Origin of the sequence: Streptomyces sp. NPDC057694 (assembly GCF_042799415.1) — a bacterium.
Taxonomy (GTDB): Bacteria; Actinomycetota; Actinomycetes; order Streptomycetales; family Streptomycetaceae; genus Streptomyces.
Genome location: NZ_JBHVIX010000032.1, coordinates 1 through 6,013, shown reverse-complemented (window position 1 = coordinate 6,013; position 6,013 = coordinate 1). Strand labels below are relative to the sequence as shown.

Below are 6,013 nucleotides of genomic sequence, written 5' to 3'. Positions count from 1 at the left end.
CTACAGTAAGCCCACGTTGGAGCCCTCCACACCCCTCTTTCTCTTGCCTCCTTCCTCTCTCTCCCCCCCCCCTCCCCCCCCTCCCCCCCCCCCCCCCCCCCCCCCCCCCCCCGCCGCCCGAGCGACCGGCACCGCGGCGGCCCCGGGCACGGCACCCGGGGCCGCCGTCGCATCCGTTGCTGTCACCCCGAACGTCTAGGAGAACTCTCGTGAACATCGCGCTGTGGATCGTCGCGACCGTGCTGGGCGCAGCGTGCCTGGCCGGCGGAGCCATGAAGATCGCCCAGCCCACGGAGAAGCTGGCCGCCGCCGGATTCGGCTGGGTCGACGACTTCGGCTCCGGGCCCGTCAAGGCCATCGGGGCCCTGGAAGTGCTCGCCGGGGTGGGGCTGATCCTGCCCGGCGCGCTCGATGTCGCACCGGTCCTGGTGCCGCTGGCCGCTGTCGGCCTCGTGCTCCTGATGATCGGCGCCGCCGTCACGCACCTGCGCCGCCATGAGGCCCAGGCGATCGCGGTGAACGTGATCCTGCTCGCCGTGGCGGGCTTCGTCGTGTGGGGCCGCTTCGGCCCCTACTCCTTCTGACCGGCAAGGGAGACAGTGCGATGAAGGGCTCCACGGTCTACACATCGATACAGAGGCGCGGTCTGCACATCGGCCTGCTGCCGGCGATGGCCGCAGCGGTGAACCCCGCCACCCCGATCATGCTCGACCACGACCTGGACGTCTTCCCCGAGGCGGGACGGCACCTGACGGTGGCTCAGTACGCGGACCACGTGGACGATCTGGCGGCCCGGCTGTGGGCGGCGGGCGTGCGGCCCGACGAGCACGTCGTGCTCTACAAGACCGCCAACGCCGACCACTGGATGCTCGCCGCGGCGGTGTCACGCATCGGCGGGATCGTGGTGAACCTGTCGCCGGCCCTGGACGCCACGACCGTGGGAGTCCTGCTGCAGCGGGTCGGCAGGCCGACGCTGCTCACCGACGGCGCCAAGCTCGACGTCCTCGCCGAACTGCCGCTGACCGAACTCACCCGGCGGGTCGTCTGCGCCGGCGGTGAACGGCCGGGGACGCAGTCGCTCGCCGGCCTCGCGGGCGCACCGCGCGTCGAGCCGGTGATCAGGCCCATCGACGAGGCGGCCGTGATCACCCACACCTCCGGCACCACCGGGACACCCAAGCTCGTGGTGCACACCCCCCGCACCCAGGCGGTACGCCTCATACCGCAGTGGCGGCTGCTCGCGCTGCTGCGCAAGAAGGAGACCGTCGCGATCCACATCCCCTTCGTGCACTCCCGGATGGTCGCGGCGATGTCCCTGGCCCTCGCCAAGGAGTATCCGATCCTGCTCCTGCGGGAGCCGGACCCGGGGGCCGTCGCGGAGCAGTTCGTGCGGCACCGGCCCGCGTTCGTCGAGGCACTGCCCAACTCCCTGATGGAGTGGGAGGACCTGGCCGACGATCCGCGGCACCCGTTCGCCTCCGTGAAGATCTTCAGCAGCACCTTCGACGCGATCCATCCGCGAACGATGAGCCGGCTGCTCAAGGCCTCCGTGCGGCGCGGTGCCCTGTTCTTCCAGATCTACGGGCAGAGCGAGGTCGGCCCGGCCGTGGGCCGTGCCTACTTCCGCAACTCCGCCCACAAGGCGAACGGCCGCTGCGTCGGCTGGGCCATGCCCAGGGGCGCCGCGAAGGTCCGCGTGGTCAGCCGGAACGGCAGCACCCCGTCCGAGAAGAATCCCGGCTTCATCGAGGTCGCGTGGGACGGCCTCGCCAAGACGTACCACGCCGAGCAGGACCGCTACGACACCAACCGCAACGGCGACTGGTGGCGCACCGGGGACGTCGGCTACCGCACCCGGTACGGCTGTCTGCACATGCTCGACCGGGAGGTCGACATGATCCCCGGGGTGCGCAGCTCCCTGGAGATCGAGGACGTCGTCCTGAGCCGGCTCGACGAGCTGAGCGAACTGGTCGTGGTCCAGGGCCCCGACTCGGAGCCGGTCCCGGTGATCTGCACCGTCGACGACGAGCCGCTGGACCCGGCGCGCTGGCGGTCCGCCGCCGCCGACTTCCCCCAGCTGGCCGACCCGGTCCAGATCCCTCAGGCCGAACTGCCCCGCACCGCCACCTTGAAGGTGCAGCGGAGCGCCCTGACCCACCGCTTCACGCAACGGCTGGGCGACAAGCACTGACCGGAGCCGGCGTGCCTTCCCGCGGATCACTCATTCTCGAAGGGGTTCACTGCAATGACGACACAGGCCACCCTCGCCCGGCTGCGCGAATACATGGTGGGGCCCTCACGGTTCATGACCTTGGTGTCCGTGTGCGAGCTGGGCATCGTCGACACGCTCCGGGCCACCCCGGGCCTGACGGCCGCCCAGCTCGCCGATGCCGTCGGCGCGGCCCGTCCCGACGCCGTGGAGCAGCTTCTCTTCCTGCTGGTCAAGGAGGGCTTCATCGCCCAGGACGAGACCACCGGGGGATACCGGCTGGACGCGCTCGCCGACGTTCCCGAGAGTGACCTGAAGCGTGCCCTGTCCTACATGAACCTGATCAAGGTGACCGCGCTGCGGCAGCTCTTCTATCTCACGGAGAGCGTACGGACCGGCACGATCGTGGGCCTGAAGGAGCTCTACGGCGCCGAAGGCACGCTCTACGACGCGGTCGACGACCACCAGGATCTCAACGACTCCTGGCTGACCCTCATGAACACGGTCACCGCCAACATCGACCCCTGGTTCTTCGCCCACGTCGACATCCCGGCGGGCAGCCGGGTCCTCGACGTCGCGGGCAACACCGGCCTCGGCGCGATCCACACCTACCGCCACAAGAAGTCCCCCGGCCTGAAGGTCACCACCTTCGACCTGGCGCACAAGGAGCAGGAGGCGCTCGCCAACTTCCGCTCCGAGGGCCTCGAAGAGCACCTGTCCTTCATCGGCGGCAACGTCTTCGAGGAGATCCCGGCGGGCTTCGACGTCGCCCTGATCAAGCACTTCCTGGACATGTTCGACAAGGCCGACGTCCTCACCATCCTCAAGGGCGTCCACAAGTCGCTCAACCCCGGCGGTGAGGTGCACATCCTCGTGCCGGTGTACCCCGAGAACATCAAGGACACCGACAACTACAACGTCGATTTCTTCCCGGCCTTCTTCATCGGCGCCGCCATGGGCCAGGGAGGACCGCAGAAACTGTCGGTCTACCAGAGCTGGCTGGAGGAGGCCGGGTTCAAGGTCACCAGGGCACTGACCAAGGACTCCAGCGAGATTCCGCCTGACGTCATCCCCGTACAGGCCATTCTGTCCGCGACGAAGATTGCGTGACCTGCCGAGCCCGAACTCCTCCTGTCCGCCCATCCATCAGCCCTGGAGAGCCATGTCCCGCCGTCTGTTCACCTCGGAGTCCGTGACCGAAGGACATCCCGACAAGATCGCCGACCAGATCAGTGACACGATCCTCGACGCGCTGCTGCGCCAGGACCCCACCTCGCGCGTAGCGGTCGAGACGCTCATCACCACCGGCCAGGTGCACATCGCCGGGGAGGTGACGACCAACGCGTACGCCGATGTGGCGACGCTGGTGCGGGAGAAGGTCGTCGAGATCGGCTACGACTCGTCGGCCAAGGGGTTCGACGGGGCCTCCTGCGGCGTCTCGGTGTCGATCGGCTCGCAGTCCCCGGACATCGCGCAGGGTGTCGACACCGCGTACGAGAAGCGGGTCGAGGGTGCCTCCCGCGGAGACGAGGGCGACGAGCTGGACAAGCAGGGCGCGGGCGACCAAGGCCTGATGTTCGGCTACGCCTGTGACGAGACGCCCACGCTGATGCCGCTGCCGATCGAGCTGGCGCACCGTCTGTCGCGGCGGCTGACAGAGGTCCGCAAGGACGGCACCGTCCCGTATCTGCGGCCCGACGGCAAGACGCAGGTCACCATCGAGTACCTGGGCACCCGCCCGGTCCGCCTGGACACCGTCGTGGTCTCCTCGCAGCACGCGAGCGACATCGATCTGAACGCACTGCTCACCCCGGACATCCGCGAGCACGTCGTCGAGCACGTCCTCCAGCAGCTCGCCGACGAGGGGATCAAGCTGGAGACGGACGACTACCGGCTGCTGGTCAACCCGACGGGCCGCTTCGAGATCGGCGGCCCGATGGGCGACGCCGGCCTGACCGGCCGCAAGATCATCATCGACACGTACGGCGGCTACGCCCGCCACGGCGGCGGCGCCTTCTCCGGCAAGGACCCGTCCAAGGTCGACCGCTCGGCCGCCTACGCGATGCGCTGGGTCGCCAAGAACGTCGTCGCCGCGGGCCTCGCCTCGCGCTGCGAGGTCCAGGTCGCGTACGCGATCGGCAAGGCCGAACCGGTCGGTCTGTTCATCGAGACCTTCGGCACCGGCACGGTCTCGGTGGAGCGCATAAAGGAAGCCGTGACGTCGGTCTTCGACCTGCGCCCGGCCGCGATCATCCGCGACCTGGACCTGCTGCGCCCGATCTACTCCCAGACTGCCGCCTACGGCCATTTCGGCCGTGAGCTGCCGGACTTCACGTGGGAGCGCACCGACCGCGCCAAGGCCCTGCGCGCCGCCGCGGACGCTTCCTGAACGCTCCGCGGATCCCGAGCCAGCGGGGAGCGGCGGTCTCATCCCCCGTCCCGTCGCTCCCCGCTCTTCTCCCGCCGACCGGGCCGCCCGCGGCCGGTAGCCGGTGCCCACGTCCCGCCCCGAGCTTTCCCGAGGTGCAAGGAGTACTCCCGTGCGTCTGGCTGTGACCGGATCGATAGCGACCGACCATCTGATGGTGTTTCCCGGGCGGTTCGCCGAGCAGTTGATCAAGGAGCAGCTGGAGCGGGTCTCCCTGTCCTTCCTCGCCGACCGGCTCGAAGTGCGCCGCGGCGGCGTCGGCGCCAACATCGCCTTCGGCCTCGGCCTGCTCGGCCACGAGCCGCTGCTGATCGGCGCCGCGGGCGTCGACTTCGCCGAGTACGGCGCATGGCTGCGGGCGGGCGGCGTCGACACCTCCGGCGTACGGGTCAGCGACACCCTGCACACCGCCCGTTTCGTGTGCACCACCGACACCGACCAGAACCAGATCGCCACCTTCTACGCCGGTGCCATGGCCGAGGCCCCCCGCATCGACCTCGCCGCGGTCGCCGTCCGCGCCGGCCGGCCCGGCCTCGTCCTCGTCGGAGCCGACGATCCGCAGGCCATGCTGCGGCACACCGCCACGGCCCACCGGCTCGGCATCCCCGTCGCCGCCGACCCCTCCCAGCAGCTGGCTCGGCTCGACCGTGAACAGGCCCGGCAACTGGTCGACGGAGCACGGTGGTTGTTCACCAACGAGTACGAGGCCGCGCTGCTCCAGGACCGTACCGGCTGGAGCGAACGGGACCTCCTCGAACGGGTCGGCACCTGGATCACCACCCTCGGCGCGGGCGGAGTGTCGCTGGCCGCCCGCGACGAACCCCGTCTCGTCGTACCGGCCGTACCCGTCGACACCGTCGCCGACCCCACGGGCGCGGGCGACGCCTTCCGCGCCGGTTTCCTCGCCGGACATGCCTGGCAGTGGTCGCAGGAGCAGGCGGCCCGACTCGGCTGCGCCCTGGCCGCCATCGTCCTGGAATCGGTGGGCACACAGGAGTACAAACTCCTGCCGGCGGAGCTGGTCGCCCGGATCGACGCCACGTACGGTCGCGAGGCGGCCCGCACCGTCGAGCCGCGCCTCACGGGTGCGGCATGAGTACGCCACAGGCGGCCAGGGTCGCAGCCCTGCGCGCGGCGTTCGCCTCCCGTGTCGTGGTGGCCGACGGTGCGATGGGCACCATGCTGCAGGCGCAGGATCCCACGCTCGAGGACTTCCAGGACCTCGAAGGCTGCAACGAGATCCTCAACGTCACCCGCCCGGACATCGTCCGCTCCGTCCACGAGGCGTACTACGCGGTCGGTGTGGACTGCGTCGAGACCAATACTTTCGGCTCGAACTTCACGGCGGCGACCGAGTACGAGATCGGTGACCGGAT

6 protein-coding genes are annotated in these 6,013 nt (G+C 69.8%); all 6 read left to right on the top strand.

What is annotated here, in order from left to right:
* Window positions 1-209 precede the first annotated feature (209 nt).
* Window positions 210-584, top strand: coding sequence for a DoxX family protein (locus tag ACFVDP_RS39305; protein ID WP_383501055.1), 375 nt, complete (start codon window positions 210-212; stop codon window positions 582-584).
* 20 nt (window positions 585-604) lie between these two features.
* Window positions 605-2,191, top strand: coding sequence for an AMP-binding protein (locus tag ACFVDP_RS39300; RefSeq protein WP_383501052.1), 1,587 nt, complete (start codon window positions 605-607; stop codon window positions 2,189-2,191).
* Between the two features lie 54 nt (window positions 2,192-2,245).
* Window positions 2,246-3,319 (top strand): methyltransferase, encoded by a 1,074-nt coding sequence (locus ACFVDP_RS39295; protein WP_383501049.1) that lies wholly within the window; start codon window positions 2,246-2,248, stop codon window positions 3,317-3,319.
* Window positions 3,320-3,371: 52 nt separating this feature from the next.
* Window positions 3,372-4,598 carry a methionine adenosyltransferase gene (metK, locus tag ACFVDP_RS39290; RefSeq protein WP_383501047.1) on the top strand — a complete coding sequence of 409 codons (1,227 nt, stop codon included), beginning with the start codon at window positions 3,372-3,374 and terminating at the stop codon, window positions 4,596-4,598.
* Between the two features lie 151 nt (window positions 4,599-4,749).
* Window positions 4,750-5,733 (top strand): carbohydrate kinase family protein, encoded by a 984-nt coding sequence (locus ACFVDP_RS39285; RefSeq protein WP_383501044.1) that lies wholly within the window; start codon window positions 4,750-4,752, stop codon window positions 5,731-5,733.
* Window positions 5,730-6,013 (top strand): homocysteine S-methyltransferase family protein (locus tag ACFVDP_RS39280; protein ID WP_383501041.1); only part of this gene is annotated, 284 nt, incomplete at its 3' end. The genes ACFVDP_RS39285 and ACFVDP_RS39280, both read left to right, overlap by 4 nt.

Excerpts from the sequence above, each read along its gene's own strand:
- ACFVDP_RS39300 (WP_383501052.1), top strand. The coding sequence starts at position 605 with ATGAAGGGCTCCACGGTCTACACATCGATACAGAGGCGCGGTCTGCAC.
- ACFVDP_RS39295 (WP_383501049.1), top strand. The coding sequence starts at position 2,246 with ATGACGACACAGGCCACCCTCGCCCGGCTGCGCGAATACATGGTGGGG.
- metK (WP_383501047.1), top strand. The coding sequence starts at position 3,372 with ATGTCCCGCCGTCTGTTCACCTCGGAGTCCGTGACCGAAGGACATCCC.